Here is a 17,651-nt window from a genome sequence, read left to right on the forward strand (position 1 = left end):
GTTTCCCATGCTAGCAATCTTGTAGCCCTGAAGGCGGACATTTTCATTCCGCTTGATGATACCATTCTACGCACGCCGGAGGAGGATGGACAATATATGAGAGGCATGAACATGACCGATACGCATAAACAGCACATTTGCCGCACCCCACGTTGGTTGCTGCTATGCGGCCTGGCTATGGTAACGCTGCCCGGTATCGGCATTGCTCATGACATGACCGACACTGCGCGTGAACGCATGGCGTCAGGTGGTTACCTTGAAGTCATGTGGACCGGCGCAGAACATATGCTCAGCGGTTATGACCACTTGTTGTTCCTGCTTGGCGTGATGTTCTTTCTGAGCCGATTTACAGACATTCTGAAATTTGTCACTGCCTTCACCGTTGGTCACACCATCACCCTGATCGCAGCGACCTATGCTGGCATCACCGCCAACCACTACCTGATCGACGCCGTCATCGCTGTCACGGTTGCCTACAAGGGCTTCGAGAACCTGGACGGTTTCCGGCGCTGGCTGGGCATCAATGCGCCCAATCTGTTGCTGATGGTCTTCATCTTCGGCCTGATCCACGGCTTTGGACTTTCCGCCCGTCTGCAGGAAGTCACGCTGGCCGACGACCCGGCCCTGTTGAGCAAAATCCTGCTGTTCAATGTCGGCGTGGAATTCGGCCAGATTGCAGCACTGGTGGTGATGGCCTTTGCCATCCGCGCCTGGCAACATGTCAAGGGCTGGGCGCTGGTCAGCAAAATGACCAACATTGCACTGATCATCGCCGGTGCCGGGCTGCTGGTGTTCCAGCTCTATGGCTACGCGCAGGAACGCGGCGCAGCGCAGGATATCCGCTTCGACATTTTCAGTGACCGCGAGCAGATGATGGGCCAGGTAAGCCATGCTGATGGCAGTGCACTGGCCAACGCGGATTTGCTGATCATGCCCCTGAACACGGATATCACGGAGCCCAGCGAATTAAGCACAGACAGTCAGGGCTGGTTTGTGTTCAGCGGCCGGATTGACCAGACCTACCGCGTGCAACTGGCTGATAACAGTGCCGCCATCGACGTCACGCTGGGCACTGTTGCCGACGAGCATTTACATGAACTGCATATTCCGTTTTATGTCTACATCGCCATCTTACTGTTGCTGTCGGTGATACCCGCCAACATGCTGCGCAGACGCGAAAGGCCGATGCAAAGCTGAAGTACGCACGACGTTGCGGATCAGTTGATCACCCGCACCCCGCGCCAGTGTCAACAAGGACTCAGGATGAAACTGCACGGCAGTCCAAGGTTTGTTTTTGTGCTCTATTGCCATGATGCTTCCGTCATCACCACTGCGAGCGGTGATCTCGAAGCCGCCTGGCACCTGATTGGCATGGATCGAGTGGTAGCGTCCCGCGTCAAAAGGACTATTAACCCCATGGAACAGATCGCTGCCGTCATGCTCGATGGCAGACGCTGAGCCATGCACCGGTCGTGGCAGCAGAGACAGGGAGCCGCCCGCGTATTCAATCATGGCCTGCAAGCCCAGACAGACACCAAAAACGGACACGTTCAGCGCTTCACATAAGGCCAGGGTTGCATTGCAATCAAAGTCTGCCGGCCGACCCGGTCCCGGGGACAATATGACAAGATCAAAAACCTGTGTCTTTAATGCCTCGCGCGCAGGTTCCGGACGCAGGGTCTGCACATCCACCCCGGCAGCCCTGAACCCTGCAGCCAGGGTATGAACAAAGGAGTCCTGATGATCGACCATCAAGGCTCGCATGCCTGCATCAGGCCTGCTCGCCACCCCGGACACCGTGGGCCGTACGGATGTTACCGTGCCGGGACCAGGGCGCAACACCGCCAGCAGGGCAGACGCCTTCAGCCTGGTTTCCTGCTCTTCCGCAACCGGGTCGGAGTCCTGCAACAGCGTTGCTCCGGCGCGCACCAGTGCAACTGAACTGTCTATCTGCACGGTTCGGATCGTCAGTCCGGTATCCATGCTGCCATCAAAACCCAGTCGACCAAAAGCGCCACCGTACCAGCGGCGGGGCGATTTTTCGTGATCTTCAATAAATTGCATGGCACGTTGTTTCGGGGCCCCGGTTACGGTGACAGCCCAGGTGTGGGTCAGAAAAGCATCCAGCGCGTCAAAACCCGTCAGCAGCCTGCCCTGCACATGGTCAACGGTATGAATCAGCCTTGAGTACAATTCAACCTGGCGCCTGCCAACTATGTCAACGCTGCCGGGCACACAGATACGGCTTTTGTCGTTACGATCTACATCCGTACACATCGACAACTCGGCCTCGTCCTTGGTTGAATTCAGCAGCTGTCGTATGCGCTCAGCGTCCTCCAGTGCATCTGCCCCCCGGGGAATGGTCCCTGATATCGGGCAGGTCTCAATCAGGTCACCCTGCGCTGCATCCGGTTTCACCCGCACGAACATTTCCGGCGATGCCGATATCAGATACTCCTGCTCCCCCAGATTGATGAAAGCAGCATAGGGAGCGGGATTGTTGGCGCTGAGTTTATTGAAAATGACAGAGGGTTTGCTGCGCAACGGTGTACTGAATGTCTGCCCCGGGACCACCTCAAAGAGATCACCACGCTCGAACAGGGTCTTGGCTTTTTCTACCAGCGCCGCATATTCGCCGGGTTCATGGTCACAATGCAGCGAGTCCTGCTGTCTCTGTGCACGGGCGCTTCCAGTATCATCATCACCCACCATAGCGGGTGGCACCAGCGCGCCCTGCCTGCGCAGACCTCCGGTAGTCTGCTGGTTACCGGCTGAGTCCAGGCAAACAAACTCGAATCGATGAATGACACCGGCCCCGCTTTCTGATTCCAGCGTCAGAATTTCGTCGGGCAGATACAACACCAGGTCTCGCTGGGCAGAAGAGCGTTGCAGGCGTTGTTTTACCGCCTCAAACTGGAACGCCAGATCATAAGAGAATGCACCATAAAGCCCCAGCAGGCGATTCTGCGGACAAGCGAAATGGGTTATGAGCTGACGCAGTATCGAGAACACACTGGGCTGACGGGTTCGCATCTCTTCGGTAAAAAAACCGGTCTGTTCAGTGACGTGACAGACAAGCCGGGTAGCCGTTACCAACGTCAACTGGTAATCGGTGCTGCTATTAATCAGCGCCCGGCGGCATTCATGCAGTAACAGTTCACCTCGGGCATTCAGTGCCTCGATGTGGACTTCGTGCTGCCTGGCCGTCACCTGCACTGGCGGATTAACAAAAACCAGTTCATGACGACGGTAGCGGCCCGGATAATCAACACTGCAAACCATGGCCATACCACGATGATCATCCAGCATGGTCAGGCGACGCGCCATTTCTGTGACCCCGTCGCAGGCTTGCTGCTGATGCGTCACACTGACTCCACCGGCAGTGCTGAAACGGGTCTGAATTATGTGATTCACGCTGATTTCCTCTCGTATCAGAGAGGCTGCACCCGTAGCCGGGGCGGCGTAGGAATCGATAGATAATCAAGGTGTTGAAACAGGATTTTTATCAAGACACAGGCCGCCTTCCTTACGGGGGCAGCCTGAAAAAGACATTGATCAGATGATCTGATCGTTATTTTTCTGGCGGCCCTTGTCGGTAAACCACCAGAAATAAAGTGCTTGAATAGTCATGGGGCGCAATAATGCGCCAGCCTGAACGACTTTGTCAAGCCGGTGTTAAACATGCGCCGCACCGACCTGATCTGCGCGCGGACATTAGCTGTACAGGGCCTTATAAACCTGCGCGAAATACGCCATCTCCTCCGGCTTCGCCATACTGACGCGAGCCCAGTCACGGAATGGCGGGAACGGTCGACCAATAAGAATGCCCGCTTCACGCATGGCCGCGCTGACTTCGTCGATATCGCGGCCGGTATGAATGAAGGTGAAATTCGCATGTGATTTGATGTAGGGCACGGCCATCTCCTCGCACATGGCCTCCACAATGTCGAGTGCCTTTCGATTCTGCTGCCGCGTGTAGTCCTGAAATGCCATATCCTGATAGCTGGCCAGCGCCGCCCGGGCACCCGCGATATTCAACTGACCGGTCATCTTGTTATTGATATCAGCGATATGTTCAGGGTGAGCAAACGCAAAACCCACGCGCAAGGCCGCCAGACCATGAATCTTGGATGCGGTGCGCGAAATGATGATATTGCGATGACCATCGCGAACCAGTCCCATCATCGATTCATAGGCCGGATCGTCCACAAACTCATGGTATGCCTCATCAACAAACACCATGCGATCACGCGAAACTTCCAGCACAAAGTCACGCAGGGCATTTTTCTCGATCAGATTGGGAATCGGATTGTTGGGGTTACACAGGTACACCATGCTGGTATCGGGACGGATGGCTTTGTACATTGCCTCCAGATCAGTTTCCATATTGCTGTTGACGGGAACCCGAATCAGCTCCGTGCCAAAGTCACTGGCATAACCAATCAGGCCGCCAAAGGTCGGATCCGGGCACACCACCGAACCTGGCGACAGGCTGGCCATCAGACCACCAACACAAAGAATTTCACCCGACCCGGAACCAATAGCAACGGACTCTTCCGGAACGTTTTCCTGAGTGGCAAGGTGACGCAATAGTTCAGCACCATGATTCAGATACTTGTTACCGTCAACCAGCGCCTCTGCAATTGCCTCGCGGGCTACCTGGGAAGGACCGTAGGGGTTTTCGTTGCTGCTTGCCCGGATCATGTAATCCGGCCGTGGTATCGCAGCCAGGGCGCTGTTCAGGAATTTGACTGATGGCGTAAAGGGAGTCGCCGGAATGCCACGCAATAAACTGCCACTAATGCCCGCGCCCAAAAATGCAGCGCCGCCCAACAACATTTTACGCCTGCTGATAATGCCCGTCATATGAATCGCCTCCGGTTGCAAAAACCGTCACTGGTTAATGATAAGTGGTGCACATAAAGAAGCTGAGCTTTTAGTTTGAACTATTCAATTCCAACGACTGAATGCATTTTCCGTACCATTTACCAGCCCCGTGAAGGCAACGAACGACTTACCAGGAAATTGGCGAGCCGTCATAGGCAATAAAGTGTCCGCTATCGACCGGCCTGGCACCCTGGATGACATCGAGTAAACCAGCAACACTGGTATTGGTGTCAATCAGCGCCTTGGGGCCACCCATGTCGGTCAATACCCAGCCGGGATGCAGACTCAGGACAATAAACTGTTCCGGCTGCAAGTCCACAGCCAGTGATTTGACGCCCTGATTAAGTGCACATTTGGCAGTACGGTACAAATACGAGCCACCGCTGCCGTTATCGCTGATCGAGCCCATCTTGGAGCCGATAAAGGCCAATCGCCGATCACTGCCCTTACGCAGATTGGGTAACAGCGCCTGGGTCAGCAATATCGGGGCGATCACATCCACCAGCATGACATCGGCCCAGTCGCTTTCACGCAAAGAACCCAGGTTGGCATCACGTGGCCCGTAAATACCTGCGTTGTTGATCAGCACATCAATCGCATCGCCGTTAAGCGCATCTACCAGAACCTGACGAGACTCTGCACTTGCCAGGTCCAGGGGCAGTACCCGAAGCGAGCCGTTGGCCTGTTGCAAGTCCCGCAGTTCAGGGACATTTTCCGGATTTCGGCAAGTTGCCACGACATCATGGCCCTGCGCCAGCACCTGCTTGACAAACTCCAGCCCGATGCCGCGATTGGTACCCGTGATAAAATACTTCGCCATTAAACTAACCTCTTGATTTAACTTGATATAAATTACGACAATAGTGATGATGTTGCAGTGCCTCTAAGGTACCACTTTGTACGCTGACTGTCAGGCTGCCGCAAATATCAAGGCACCTGACGCGGGCTCATGCCACCTGTGTGACTTACCAGCCCTGTGTGGTATAAACTTCCGGACAGTTGTTCATTATTGCTCAAGTGCCGTTCCTGCCATCCACTGGCTGTCAGGTATGCGCGCTTACTACATCGATAGAGGCCCATCATGAAAAAACCATCCCTGCCCATCTGCCTGGCCAGGCTGCTGCTGACGTCAGCGCTGTCAGTGCTGGCGTTTGCTCCTTCCCTGTACGCCCAGGAACGCGACCTGGCACGCGTAAGCCCGGAGGAAGTCGGCATGAGTGCCGATGGCATCAATGACCTTGCCCATGCCATGCGTCAGGAGGTCGACGAGGGCAATCTTGCCGGTGTCGTCAGCGCGCTGATGCGAAACGGTAAACTGGTCCACCTTGACGCTCACGGCTATCAGTCCATTGAGGCGCAGGAAGCGATCTCGGAGGACACCATTTTCCGCATCTTCTCCATGACCAAGCCGGTTACCAGCGTTGCCATGATGATGTTGCTGGAGGAAGGCAGGTTTTCACTGGACGATCCAGTATCCCGGTATATTCCGGAGCTTGCCAATCTGGAAGTTGCCATCGAAGACGGCCCCGGCGGTTTTCCGGTCACCGAACCGGCCAATCACGAAATGACCATCCGCGAACTGATGTCGCACACCGGCGGCCTGACTTACGGTTTGTTCTCACGCTCCCAGGTTGATTCGCAGTACGTGGCAGCAAACATTCTTGATACCGAGGGCACTCTGCAGGACATGATCGACAAGCTGTCGCGGATCCCGTTGCGTCAGCAGCCCGGTACGCTGTGGCACTACAGTGTCTCGGTTGACGTTCAGGCCCGGCTGGTTGAAGTGCTGTCTGGCATGCCTTTTGATGAGTTCCTGCACGCGCGCATATTCGAGCCACTGGGTATGACGGATACCGGCTTTTATGTGCCGGAGGAAAAGCGCGAGCGTTTCGCAACCATGTATATGTCGGGCGAAAACGGCCTGATTGCACCCAACGATGGTTTCGGCGGTGATTATCGTGCGTCCGTCAAGCTCTTCAGTGGCGGAGGCGGCCTGGTATCCACCATAACGGACTATATGCGATTCACGCAGATGCTTGCCAATGGGGGCGAACTGGATGACGTGCGCCTGCTCAATGAGTCGTCGGTCGAAGCCATGCGCAGTAATCAGTTGCCGGAAGGCATGGAGGAAATCCCCGGCTACCCGGGCAACCAGTTCGGCCTGAACTTCGCGATCGTGGCTGATCCAGCCCGCAACGACGGCATGAGCGAGGGCAGCTACTGGTGGTGGGGCATTGGTGGCACCTGGTTCTGGATAGATCCGGTGGAAGACCTCGTTTTTATTGGCATGATCCAGAATCGTAACCTGGGTTATGCGCGTCAGTTACAGGGCATCAGCAAGCGGATGGTTTACGGGGCTATTACCGAACCAGCTACTGACTCAGCGCCGTAACACCATCAACCATCGGCCTATGTTGAGTATGTTGGCCAGCGCCCCGGCGAAATAAGTCAGTGCCGCGGCCTTCAGCACCTGACGCACACCACTGTACTGTTGTGGCGAGATATACTCGCCATCAACCAGTATGGGCAGAGCCTTGTTGAAGCTCGCGTCCCACTCTTCCGGCAGTACAATCAGATACGCCAGCGCGCCAAGCAACTGCATGATCACACTCAACGCGATGACGGTACCTACCGCAACGGGGGATCGCAGCACCAGCGCTGCCACCGGTACCGACATCATCAGGGCAACACCGAATTTGCTGAACTTCGATGCCATCGGTATATACTTTTTTCGCAATTCAAAAATAGCTTCATTACGATGAAACTGGATTGCGTGGCCGACTTCGTGAGCAGCCACCGCCACCGCCGTCAGCGATCGCCCTTCATAATTGCTGGGACTCAACCGAACTGCTTTGGCGCCGGGATCAAAGTGATCACGTCCCTCCTCGGTTTGTTCGACCACGATACCTTCAAGCCTGAAGCGGGAGACCAGATGCTCCGCCAGCTCGCCACCCGTGCCAGCCATAGCGGGATCCTGCCGGTGGTGTTTTTTCATGACGTACCGCACCCAGATCTGAGGCAGAAACGCCAGCGCGGCCAGCAAGCCCCCCATCACCAGCAGGATCATGATCAGAACCCGCGCAAACTGGCGTACCGGTCGCGATGAAAGGCGGCGTCACCCAGCGTTTGCTGAGCAACACGCGCCCGCTTCAAATAGAACCCGATATCAAATTCGTCCGTCATGCCGATACCACCGTGCATCTGCACCCCCTCGTTGCTGACCAGCATATACACTTCCGACAACTTGGCTTTACACATACTCGCCAGTGCGGGCAGGTCCTCGGCCTCATCGCCCCGGTCCAGTTCGTACAACGCTTTTATTACCAGCGACTTGCACAGCTCGATCTCCGAATACATGATAGCAGCGCGATGTTGCAGTGCCTGAAATGCGCCGATCTGTACTCCAAACTGAGTGCGCTGCTGCATGTACTCTACAGTACGTTCAAATACTTCCTGAACGCCGCCCAGCATTTCTGCCGCAAGGCCGATGCGCCCGATATCCAGTGTGCGCGACAGCGCCTGCCAGCCTTTTCCTTCCTGCCCCAATAAAGCCTCATCAGGCACTTCTACATCCGTAAAGTGGATATTGCCGACATTCCGGCTGTCCACCATGCTCAATTTCTGCACTTCAATACCCTGGCTGACCGTATCAACCACAAACAGACTGATTCCGTCCTGTTCACCGGTTTGCCCGTCAGTACGGGCAACCACAATGATCTGGTCAGCGACATGGGCGTCCAGTACAAATTTCTTGGTGCCGTTCAATATGTAGCCTGAACCCGTTTTGACCGCTTTCAGCTCAATATGCAGGGGGTTGTGAATAGCAGTCTCCTCCAGCGCCAGCGCCATCACGGTTTCGCCCGCAGCAATACCAGGCAGCAACTCCGATTTCTGTTCGTCACTTCCCGCCAGATTGATCAGCGTTGCGCTCAGCAATACAGTTGATACCAGTGGAGTCGGTACCAAAGTGCGTCCGGTCTCCTCGAGCACCAACCCCAGGCCGGAATAACCAAAATCAAAACCACCGTATGCCTCGGGAATAGCCATGCCAGCCCACCCAAGCCCGGCCATGGTTTGCCACAGTTCGGCCGCATAACCCTGGGCATCCCTGTTGTCGCGGATACTGCGCAGCACCGACACAGATGCTTGCTCACGGCAGAAGTCGCGCGCCGACTGTTGCAACATCAACTGATCTTCATTCAATACCAATGACATAATTCAAACCCCCGCCTGTTTCTTGCCAACAGTGCTGCCAACCATGGATGTCATGTCAGGCAACCCCAGTACACGCTTGGCAATGACGTTCAACTGTACTTCGTAAGTACCACCTTCAATGGAATTGCCCTTGGAGCGCAACCATTGTCGGGTAACACTCAATTCCTGCGGATCAAAATCACTGCCCGCCTCCGTCAGTGACTCCCACCCCAGAGCCTGAGTGCCGGCGGCCTGCAACGCCAGTTCATAACGACGCTTGTTAAGCTCGCAGCCGTAATTTTTCAGCATGGATGATGTCGCATTGGGCCCTTTGCTTTGTTTGGCTTCCTGCGCCGAGCGTTGCGAGGTCAGGGCAAAGGCTTCGCTGTCGATCAGAAACTGGGCGATCTGGTCGCGCAGCACCGGGTCTGACAGTTCAACCACATCGCCACGGTACAACATGGCGGTTAGCGCGAGATTGTCAGCGAGACCACCGCGATTGTTGCGACCACTGCTAAGTCCGAAACCGGAAATCATGGTGCGTTCGTGTTGTAACAAACGCTTGGCAATAGTCCAGCCATCATTCAGACGGCCAACCAGATTCCGCGCGGGCGCCCGCACATCGTCAAAAAAGGTTTCACAGAAAACCGAGTTACCACTGATCAGTTTGATGGGTTTGGTGCTGACACCCGGGCTGGCCATGTCGAACAGGATAAAGCTGATGCCACTGTGTTTCGGCGCCTCGAAATCGGTACGTACCAGACAAAATATCCAGTCTGCCTGGTCAGCATAGGACGTCCAGATCTTGGAGCCGTTGATGACATATTCATCGCCATCCAGTATTGCCTTGGTGCCCAGTCCGGCCAGATCAGAGCCGGCCCCCGGTTCACTGTAGCCCTGACACCAGCGAATCTCGCCGCGCACGATTTTAGGGATATGCTCGAGTTTCTGTTCGTGCGTAGCCATCTCCAACAGAACCGGTCCCAGCATACTGATACCAAAGCTGACCAGAGGCGGGCGCGCCTTGATACGCTGCAGCTCCTCAGCCAATACCAGGCTCTCCGCCTTGCTCAGGCCACCACCTCCATATTCGGCAGGCCAGGTGGGCGTTGTCCAGCCCCTGCCTGACATACGCTCCAACCAGATTTTGCTGTCCGGGTTCTTGAATACCGCATTGCGTCCGCCCCAGACGGTCTCATCTTCGGGCATCGGCGTGCGCATCGAGGCCGGGCAATTTTCTTCCAGCCAGGCGCGGGTTTCCGCACGAAAAGTTTCCAGGTCTTGCAAGGCACACCTCCGAGGTTAAATAGACAGTTGAATCGAGAATTGAATTGAGAGTTGTGATGTCAGTAAAACATCGAGTTTAGCAAGGAGAAAGGGCAAACTCTACGCTTTGGCAGGCGCAAATCAGGTACTGAAGAGCTACTTTTTTATGCAGGCAGCTATTTATACAGACAGCGCCTGACGCAGGCAGCTTTCAGCGTGCCAGTCGGCGTACCAGGCGAGGCAAACGCCCGTCAATAAAGGCCAGGCCCAGAAAAATCACCAGCATACCGGTCAGGTGAGAGGGCAGGATAACCTCCTGCAGGAATACTGTGCCCAGCACAATTGCTGAAACCGGCGCGATCAGCGTAGTCGTCGAGAAATTGGTTGCACCAACCAGCGGCAACAAGCGGTACATAATCTGGAATGTAAACGCTGTCGAAATCAGCCCAATAGCCAATGCCGCCAGCCAGGTCCCTGGCAAGGTCATGACGGGCAAGCCTTCAATTGACAACGCAACCGGCAACGACGCAACGGCAGCGCCCGTCAAGGCAATCGACGTCAGCGCTGTTGGCTCCACATCGCGGAAGCTTCGGGCCACATTGAGTGCCAGGGCGTAACACAAAGTCGCCAACAGGCAGGCGCCTATCGCCCACAATCGCGTATCTCCGCCGCCCTCGAGTGCGGGCAAAGCGAGAATGGTCACCCCGGCAAAACCAGCAATCACACCCACGGTTTTGGTCCAGGTAATCCGCTCGCCATTCAGCCAGAAATGGGACACCAGTACCGTCATGATCGGCGTCAGCGCATTCACAATGGCAGCCACTCCGCTTGCCAGACTGGCCTGTGCCAGCGGGAACAAAGCAAACGGGATGGCATAATTGAGCACACCCAAGAGTCCCAGTTTAAACCACAGCACCGGATCCCTCGGTACTGATTTGCGCATGGCCAACAGAAACAGCCAACACCCCAGGGCACCAATGCTGACCCGCAGTGCTGTCACCCACAATGGTCCCAACTCACGAATCAGCAGAGCATTAAAAATGAACGAACCGCCCCAAACTGCTCCCAGAAATACGATCCAGAACCACTCACGTAACGTCATGCAATCCCCCTGGCGCAGCCTGGACCAGCAGGCACTTATTCAATGATGGCCTGATTGACAACATTGTGAAAACCCTCACGAATACTGATATGCGTATAAGGCCTCACCTGCGTCAGGATTATCGCCACCAGCTCTTCCGCCGGATCAATCCAGAACAGCGTACCGAACGCCCCGCCCCATGACACCGACCCTTCCGAATCCGAGGTGTGTGCCACCGCGCGATCCAGCACAACCGAATAACCCAGACCAAACCCCATACCCGGGCCACTCAGCCACAAAGGCAGATCACCGGTATGATTGGCAAACATCAGTTCCACGGTTTTAGGTCCCAGCAAACGCACTCCATCAAGCTCGCCGCCGTTGAGCATCATCTGTTGAAAACGGATGTAATCATGCGCCGTCGACACCAGGCCACCGGCACCGGAAAAGAAGGTACGTGGTTCGGCCACATAGCGACTGTTAGCATCCCCAACTTCAGTCAGCATGATGCGGTTGTCATTGTCTGTATCCGGACCATACAAGGTCGCAAAACGGTTTACCTTGTCTGGCGGCAAATAGAAATGTGTGTCGTGCATCTGCAGCGGCCCGAAGATTCGCTCACGCAAAAATGTGTCCAGATCCATACCGGAAATCACCTCAACCAGACGACCGACAACGCTGGTCGCGGCAGAATACTCCCAGCGCGTGCCTGGTTCATAGCGCAGCGGCAGGGTTGCCAGTCGCGTCGTCCAGCTGGCAAGGTCTTCGTCGCCGCGCACGGCAGATATTTGTGAATAACGCGGTACATCACCACGATAGCTGTTCATCAGCCCGGCAGTATGGGTCAGGATATGGGTAAAACTGATCGGTGTGGGTGTTGGCTCAAGCCGGGTGCTGCCATCTTCATTTTCGATTTCCAGCATCATGTCGCTGAATTCGGGCAGCCAGTCGGAAATGGGATCGTCCAGCTGAAACCAGCCCTCTTCATACAAGATCATCAGGGCAACTGAAACAATGGGTTTGGTCATCGATGCCATGCGGAAAATGGTGTCCGTGGTCATTTCCTGACCGCGCTCCACATCCTTCATGCCCTGCGCATTAAAATGCACGACTTTGCCCTGACGTGCCACCAGCGTCACTGTGCCGGCTACCAGCTCGCTGTCGATATGGCGTTGCATGAAATCATCAATGCGCTGCAAACGCTCCGATGACATGCCTACACTTTCAGGCTCAGCCATGGGCAGCCCGGAAGCAGGGGTATCGGCAAGGGTATGACTGGAAAACAGCAACAGTGTCGGGAGAACCAATCGACGTATCAACATGGTAAAGAGCCTCTTTTTCTTATAATTGAATCAGCAGTATACACCAGTCGCGCTTGCAGCTTGGTCGTGCTTACAATTTGTTCGCGGCAACGGCCGGATCTGCCGGGGACACGCACACGCGGTTACGCCCTGCGTTCTTGGCGCGATACAGGGCGTGGTCAGCCTTGGATATCAGCGCGTCCAGGGTGGCTAGGCCATCCCACTGCGCCACGCCGAAGCTGGAGGTCACCATGACCGGCTTACCATCAATGCCCGGTTGCAGTGCTTCCAGGGTAGTTCGAATTCGCTCGGCGATCTGACGTGCAGCCTCCAGATCTGCCTCTGGCAGCAGAATGATGAATTCCTCACCACCGAAACGACAAAACAGATCGCCGGGACGAATAACATCTTTGACCGGTCCTACCAGGTTCTGCAACACCCTGTCACCCGCCTCATGACCGTAGACGTCATTGATCTGCTTGAAGTTATCAAGGTCAAACATGATCAGGGAGGCAGGCGTGTCGTCAGATCGCAATCGTTGCAAAGTCTTATGGGCAGTATCCGTGAAAAACCGTCGATTGCCGATATCGGTCAGAAAATCGGTAGCGACCAATCGCTGCAAACGTTCATTCGCCTCCAGCAACGCGTCATTGGTTTGCGCCAGTTGATCGGTTCGCTGCCGAACCCGGTATTCCAGCGTTCGACTTTGCTGTCGCATTTCTTCCAGCAGAATTGCCAGCCCCACTGACACGAGGGCAAACACGGCAAGGTACTCCTGGGTCAGCCATACCGCATGCTCCGCACTGTCGGAACCGTAAACGTAGTTGCCCATCATCAATTGCTGCACCGCCACCACGGCGGTCACCATCACTACGATAACGGTGCCGTTAACACCAAACCGGATCGCCGACCAGATGCCGAAGGGCAGCAACATGACCGGTGTCAGATGAAACTCCAGCGCCTCCTCAAAACCGCCAGGGGCGAAAGCCCAGGGGGCCATCACAACAAGCGCCAGCAACAAGACACCATACTCAATCAGCTGTCGCCAATTAATCTGCGGCGGTACTTTTTGTGCGAAGCGTACAAAACTGACAAATAGCGGTGTCAGCAACAACAAACCCAGCGCATCGCCGAACCACCACAACCGCCAGAGTGACAGATAGCTGGAATCATCGCGCCCCAGCCAGATATAAATGCCAGCGCCGGCCAGGCCGGCCAGACATGACGCCAGCAAAGGGCCAGCGATCACGAAGTGCAACGCGCTACGAACCTGGTCAAACGCAAAGGGGCGATTGTGCACACGCAGGATCAACCAGGCTACCAGCGCTGATTCGGCAAGATTGATCAAACCAAAGGCTGCCGCTGCGGGCAGGGGAAATATTGAGTAACTGACAAGAATTTCTGCGCTCAGGGCAGATAATGCAAGAAACGGCCATTGCCTGATCGGCAGCAGAAGAAATGCCGTAAGCAGTACAGCATTGGCGGGCCACAGGACGGCGATGCCCGATGCCGTCACCGTAAAGCTGGCGCCCAGCCATGCGCCAGCATAGTACACGACACCGACCAGCAACATATTCCGCAAAGCGTAAATCAGACTTAAACCGTTAGCTAAGATCAGATTGATTGCTCCCAAACAGACCATGGTTGCTGTTACACAGCAGCAACCATGGTAATGCTTACAAAGCGATCTGGCTACGCAATACTACCCGTCCCTGAACCTTGCCCGCCTTGAGATCAGACAAGGCCTGCGTTACCTGCTCCAGGGGGCGCTCTTCGATCCTGATCGGCGCGATCTTGCCAGCGCGTACCAGTTCCATCAACTCGCCCATCTCCTGCAGACTGCCAACGTAGGTGCCCTGAATGGTACGGGCACTCATGGGAATGAAGGGAAGAGGTATGTTCAGCGCGCCACCGTACAGACCCACGATGATGATCTTGCCGCCTTTGCGCAGACAGCCCATGCCGTAGTTGACAGATGCCTCTGCGCCAACGAAATCGATCGCCGCGAATGCGCCGCCGCCCGTCAGCTTCTTGATTTCCTTGATGGTGGATTTGTCTGAAGAATTGAACACGGCCTTTGCGCCCAGGGCCTTCGCTGCTTCCAGTTTGCCGTCGTCAATATCAACCACGATGGGTTTGATACCCTGGGCCAGGGCAACCTGCAATGCCATCATGCCGACACCACCAGCGCCGATGAGCACCACTTCATCACCGTCGGTCAATTCACCGACCTTCTTCAACGCGCTGTAGGCAGTCAGGCCTGAGCAGGCATAAGTCGACGCCAATGCGTCATCCACGCTGCCTTTGTCAAACAGATAACGCGGATGCGGAACCACGACATGGTCGGCGAATCCGCCCTGCGCTACCGTCCCCAGACCGCGGCCGGGTGTGCACAGGTGCTCTTCGCCACGACGGCAAGAGGCGCACTCCCCGCAGCCTATCCATGGATAAACGACGCGCCGGTCACCGACATTGACGTCCTTGGCCTCAGGACCCACAGCAACAACTTCGCCAAAGATCTCATGTCCCAGCACCAGGCCGGGACGCCCGACCTCAAGTTTTTTGTCATTGCCCAGATTGAATTCACCATCATGCAGGTGGATATCCGAGTGACACACGCCACAGGCAAGCATTTTCACCAGCACTTCCGTGCCTGCCGGTGTGGGTGTTGCCGTTTCTGTACGCTCAAGCGGCGCGCCGGGCGCCGCAGTCTGATAAGCAATCATGCCTCTTCCTCTTGTGCTTGATCTCTTTTATGAGTTCTCTTTGGCCCAATCGGCAAAGGTTTTATCTTCGCTGGCCAGTTTGACCAGCAGCGGTGCCGGTTGCCAGTAATCCTCTCCCAGGGTGCGGGCAAACTCATTGATGCGAGCAACCACGTTTTTCAGACCCACCTCATCGGCATAGAACATCGGGCCGCCTTTGGCGGCCGGGAAACCATAGCCATAAAGATAAACCACATCGATGTCACCGGGACGCTGAGCAATGCCCTCATCCAGAATCAGGGCGCCTTCATTGATCAGGGGGAAGAACAAACGATCAACAATTTCCTGCTTGCCAATTTCACGCTGCGTAATACCCAGCTCTTTGGCTTTCTCACGAATCAACGCCTCAACTTCCGGATCGTTCTGACGCGCACGGGTTGCTGCATCATATTTGTAATACCCGGCACCTGACTTTTGACCCATGCGACCCATTTCCACCAGTGCGGTAGCAATGCAATGGGTTTTAGGGTCGTGGACCACATCCGTACGAGCCTGACGGGCTTTGTAGCCAATATCCAGACCAGCCAGGTCGCCCACAGCCAGCGGGCCCATGGCCATGCCGAATTCTTCTGCAGCCGAGTCGACCTGCTCCGGAGTCGCACCATCAAGCAACAACATATGCGCCTGGCGGCCATAACCCTGCAACATACGGTTGCCAATAAAGCCGTAGCACACGCGCGACAATGCGCACACTTTGCCAATTTTTTTGCCGATCTGCATCACAGTCGCCAGTACATCGTCTGCTGTTTTGTCTGCGCGGACGACCTCCAACAGTTTCATCACGTTGGCCGGACTGAAGAAGTGCATGCCGACAACATCCTGCGGGCGCTTGGTCGCTTCGGCAATCAGGTTCACGTCCTGATAGGAGGTATTGGTGGCCAGGATTGCACCGGGTTTGCAGGCAGCATCCAGCTTGGCAAAGACTTCCTTTTTAATATCCGGACTTTCGAATACCGCTTCAATGGCCAGATCGACATCACCCAGATCGGCATAATTGGTCGTGCCACTGATCAGTGCCATGCGCTTGTCCATGTCCTGCTCAGACATACGGCCTTTCTGCACGGTAATGCTGTAGTTCTTGCGGATGATGCCCAGGCCACGTTCCAGCGCTTCGTCATTGATCTCTACCATGATCACCGGGATACCAACATTGGCGAAGCACATGGCAATGCCCCCGCCCATGGTGCCGCCGCCAATGATGGCAACCTTTTTGATGTCACGTACTGCCGTATCTTTCGGCAGCCCCTTGATCTTGCTCGCTTCGCGCTCAGCGAAGAAGGCATGGCGCATGGCACGCGACTGCGGTGAGGTGACCAGTTCAGTGAACAACTCCCGCTCTACCGCCAGGCCTTCGTCCATGGTCTTGTTAACCGCCGCCTCGACGCAGGACACGATGCGATCCTGCGCGATCTGACCGCGCGCGCGCTTGGCCAGAGCCTTGCGGTAACCGTCAAAGAAACCGGGTTCAACACTGGAGGGGTCAATGGTGATGTCACGCACGCGTTTCAGCGGCGCACCCGACTCTACCAGGTCTTTGGCATAAGCCACGGCAGCTGTCTGCAGGTCGTCTCCGGCCAGCACTTCATCAACCAGCCCCATGTCACAGGCTTTGGCGGCGGCAATCGGGTCGCCCTTGGTGATCATGTCCAGTGCCGCTTTGACACCAGCAATACGCGGCACGCGCTGGGTACCACCGGCACCCGGCAGAATACCCAGCTTTACTTCCGGCAGACCGACCTTGGCCGACGGCACTGCGCATCGGTAGTGACAGCACAATGCCGTTTCGAAACCGCCACCCAGCGCGGTGCCGTGAATGGCTGCGATGACGAGTTTTGATGAATTCTCCAGGGCCGTCAGCACATCAGGCAGCGAGGGGTCTTTTGGCGGTTTGCCAAACTCAGTGATATCGGCACCGGCGATAAACGTACGTCCTTCGCACATCAACACCAGCGCATCGGTGTCGTCTTTCTGGGCATTTTCAACTGCCTTCAGAATGCCTTCGCGAACAGCCTGCGACAGCGCGTTAACGGGCGGGCTATTGACCTTGATAACTCCGATATTTTCGACTACTTCGTAATTGACGACATTGGACATGGATTGATCCTTTACATTAATTTGACAATATTTATTTTCCGAAACCAGCTGCTTGTTGATAAA

General features: G+C 55.6%; 13 protein-coding genes. 2 read left to right on the forward strand and 11 right to left on the reverse strand.

Translation table 11 applies throughout. The annotated features are described in order from the left end of the window. Nucleotides 1–111 precede the first annotated feature (111 nt). Nucleotides 112–1,197, forward strand: coding sequence for a HupE/UreJ family protein (locus WD071_RS05065; RefSeq protein WP_368047262.1), 1,086 nt, complete (start codon nucleotides 112–114; stop codon nucleotides 1,195–1,197). Here the strand turns inward: WD071_RS05065 and WD071_RS05070 are convergent. From WD071_RS05070 to WD071_RS05080, 3 genes are all read right to left on the reverse strand, one after another. Beyond that, nucleotides 1,132–3,414: an anthranilate synthase component I gene (locus WD071_RS05070; protein WP_368047263.1), complete on the reverse strand. Its 2,283-nt coding sequence runs from the start codon at nucleotides 3,412–3,414 to the stop codon at nucleotides 1,132–1,134. The genes WD071_RS05065 and WD071_RS05070 overlap by 66 nt on opposite strands. A gap of 300 nt (nucleotides 3,415–3,714) precedes the next feature. Beyond that, the gene (locus WD071_RS05075; RefSeq protein ID WP_368047264.1) at nucleotides 3,715–4,866 is read right to left on the reverse strand and encodes a histidinol-phosphate transaminase; all 1,152 of its coding nucleotides are present in this window, start codon (nucleotides 4,864–4,866) and stop codon (nucleotides 3,715–3,717) included. A 148-nt stretch (nucleotides 4,867–5,014) separates the two neighbouring features. Further along, nucleotides 5,015–5,707 (reverse strand): SDR family oxidoreductase, encoded by a 693-nt coding sequence (locus WD071_RS05080; protein ID WP_368047265.1) that lies wholly within the window; start codon nucleotides 5,705–5,707, stop codon nucleotides 5,015–5,017. Nucleotides 5,708–5,968: 261 nt separating this feature from the next. Here WD071_RS05080 and WD071_RS05085 point away from each other — a divergent pair, with 261 nt between their 5' ends. Continuing rightward, complete coding sequence (locus WD071_RS05085) at nucleotides 5,969–7,279, forward strand: serine hydrolase domain-containing protein (RefSeq protein WP_368047266.1); 1,311 nt, start codon at nucleotides 5,969–5,971, stop codon at nucleotides 7,277–7,279. Here WD071_RS05085 and WD071_RS05090 read toward each other — a convergent pair. The 8 genes from WD071_RS05090 to WD071_RS05125 all read right to left on the reverse strand — a co-directional run bounded on the left by WD071_RS05090 (nucleotide 7,268) and on the right by WD071_RS05125 (nucleotide 17,588). After that, nucleotides 7,268–7,954 carry a zinc metallopeptidase gene (locus tag WD071_RS05090; protein WP_368047267.1) on the reverse strand — a complete coding sequence of 229 codons (687 nt, stop codon included), beginning with the start codon at nucleotides 7,952–7,954 and terminating at the stop codon, nucleotides 7,268–7,270. The genes WD071_RS05085 and WD071_RS05090 overlap by 12 nt on opposite strands. Nucleotides 7,955–7,956: 2 nt before the next feature. Continuing rightward, entirely contained in the window at nucleotides 7,957–9,102 is a 1,146-nt protein-coding gene (locus tag WD071_RS05095) for an acyl-CoA dehydrogenase family protein (protein WP_368047268.1), read from the reverse strand. Between the two features lie 3 nt (nucleotides 9,103–9,105). Continuing rightward, entirely contained in the window at nucleotides 9,106–10,368 is a 1,263-nt protein-coding gene (locus tag WD071_RS05100; RefSeq protein WP_368047269.1) for an acyl-CoA dehydrogenase family protein, read from the reverse strand. Between the two features lie 190 nt (nucleotides 10,369–10,558). After that, nucleotides 10,559–11,449, reverse strand: coding sequence for a DMT family transporter (locus WD071_RS05105; RefSeq protein ID WP_368047270.1), 891 nt, complete (start codon nucleotides 11,447–11,449; stop codon nucleotides 10,559–10,561). 35 nt (nucleotides 11,450–11,484) lie between these two features. Further along, entirely contained in the window at nucleotides 11,485–12,750 is a 1,266-nt protein-coding gene (locus WD071_RS05110; protein WP_368047271.1) for a serine hydrolase domain-containing protein, read from the reverse strand. A gap of 70 nt (nucleotides 12,751–12,820) precedes the next feature. Next, nucleotides 12,821–14,362: a diguanylate cyclase gene (locus WD071_RS05115; RefSeq protein ID WP_368047272.1), complete on the reverse strand. Its 1,542-nt coding sequence runs from the start codon at nucleotides 14,360–14,362 to the stop codon at nucleotides 12,821–12,823. A gap of 43 nt (nucleotides 14,363–14,405) precedes the next feature. Continuing rightward, nucleotides 14,406–15,455, reverse strand: coding sequence for an alcohol dehydrogenase (locus WD071_RS05120; RefSeq protein ID WP_368047273.1), 1,050 nt, complete (start codon nucleotides 15,453–15,455; stop codon nucleotides 14,406–14,408). A 27-nt stretch (nucleotides 15,456–15,482) separates the two neighbouring features. Then, the gene (locus WD071_RS05125) at nucleotides 15,483–17,588 is read right to left on the reverse strand and encodes a 3-hydroxyacyl-CoA dehydrogenase NAD-binding domain-containing protein (RefSeq protein WP_368047274.1); all 2,106 of its coding nucleotides are present in this window, start codon (nucleotides 17,586–17,588) and stop codon (nucleotides 15,483–15,485) included. Between the last annotated feature and the right edge of the window lie 63 nt (nucleotides 17,589–17,651).

This window comes from Pseudohongiella sp. (genome assembly GCF_040877505.1).
GTDB lineage: Bacteria > Pseudomonadota > Gammaproteobacteria > Pseudomonadales > Pseudohongiellaceae > Pseudohongiella.